Here is a 1,710-nt window from a genome sequence, read left to right on the forward strand (position 1 = left end):
GTTAGACGACAATTCTCCAACTAAAAATGACATCAAGGACGCGAAGGTTATTGCACAGCTGGTCAAAGATGGGAGATACGCCGTACCAAGCCTTCCTCAGGGCATTTATGCGGAACTGAGGGAAGCAATGAAGATTCGCGATCACCTAACAACTGACCTTTGTGTGATCCAAGCACGTGTCCATAACTGGCTAGATCGTGACTTTCCAGAGTTTCTAACGGTATTTAAGGATTGGGAATGCAAATCTGCCATCCAAATGCTGAGCCTATATTTACTGCCGCACGAGCTTGTTCAAGTGCCGGAAGAAGCATTGCTACAGCACCTGAGAGAGGCTGCAAAGCGAGGGCTTGGTCTAGGTCGGATTATTGCTCTGAAGGAAGCAGCAAGCCGCTCAGTCGGCGTAAGAACGGGCTCGGAGTTAGCGAAAATGGAACTTAAGCTCTTGCTTACCCAGTACGAATGGCTTCATAAGAAGTTCGAAGAGCTGAAAGTAAGATTGGATGAACTACTCATACAGATTCCACATGTGCCGCAATTGCTTGCTATGAAAGGGATTGGAAGAGACACCATCGCAGGATTCCTTGCCGAGGTAGGCGACATTAGCCAGTACCGTCATCCCAAACAGATTTCGAAGCTTGCTGGTTTGAATTTGAAAACAAACTCATCTGGTACACATACAGGACAGACCAAGATTACAAAGAGAGGCCGAAAACGGCTTCGTGCCTTGCTCTTTCGAGTGATGATGCCGTTGGTCGCTAAAAACGTAGCCTTCCGGGCTTTACACGAGTATTACACCAAACGGCCGATAAATCCGCTCAAAAAGATGCAATCTCTCATCGCGTTGTGTAACAAACTCATACGGATCCTGTTCTCGGTAGTTTTGTTGAGCTCCCTCGAAATGATTCGCTTACCTCACTCAAGCTCATGAATTCGCAGGATTTCATCCTTGGATGAGAATGAAAGAAGAAGATAGGCTGGAGCTTGTTGCTGGGAAGGAGCGAAAGGGCGTGCGTAAATAAAGGTGAGCAAGCTTCACCCATATTGTTCCATTTACGCACGTCTCCACTTTGCCTTAGCGATTCTCGCTCCCATGTCTCAACGGGTCATAGCCCTTTCATTCCTTCGTCGCATCTAACTAAGGGGTGGAGCTCGGTTTTTCTAACGGAACGGGTCCGAGCCCTTTTGCGTAACGTCTCCCGATACTCCGTGCTTCTTGTCATCCTGCGAATGCGTGAGCTGGTGAGGTTAGAGCGGTTTTAGGCTGCCTGAGGGAACAAGCGAGCGGAATCGTAGGCCTCATTGCTCTTAGCCAGGCCGACTAGCAAACGCGCTACTTTGCTACATAACTTCATGATGGATTTCATCTTCTTCACGTTCTTTTACTCCACATTGTAACGGTGCAAAGCCCGGATCTCTGAGTTCGTCATGACCATACACATCGTCATGAGATAGAGGAAATGACGCAAGCGTGGCCGACCTCGTTTACTGAGCACCATCTTTCCTCGCCACTTCCCAGAACTGGCCTCAGCTAGATTTAACCCGGCATGCCGCAGCAGCGCATTTCCGTGCGAATAGCCGCTTAAATCGCCGGCCTCACCAAGTACACCAGCTAGACTCGTTGCACGGATGCCTCGGATTTCAAGCAGCTTCCGCGCGTAGGGAATTTGTTCAAGAATGAGATGAAGCTCGCGTTCGATCTGTTCGAGCTGT

At 49.0% G+C, this 1,710-nt stretch carries 1 protein-coding gene and 1 pseudogene; one reads left to right on the forward strand and one right to left on the reverse strand.

The window, feature by feature from the left end; translation table 11 throughout:
* On the forward strand, positions 1–928 hold a 928-nt coding region (locus tag BMZ79_RS33450; protein WP_090649581.1), incomplete at its 5' end, for an IS110 family RNA-guided transposase.
* A gap of 328 nt (positions 929–1,256) precedes the next feature.
* On the opposite strand, the pseudogene BMZ79_RS33455 reads toward BMZ79_RS33450, so the two are convergent.
* Positions 1,257–1,710 (reverse strand): annotated as a pseudogene (locus BMZ79_RS33455) (transposase); the annotation flags it as partial.

It is taken from the genome of Paenibacillus sp. UNC496MF (assembly GCF_900113915.1).
Taxonomy (GTDB): Bacteria; Bacillota; Bacilli; order Paenibacillales; family Paenibacillaceae; genus Paenibacillus_Z; species Paenibacillus_Z artemisiicola.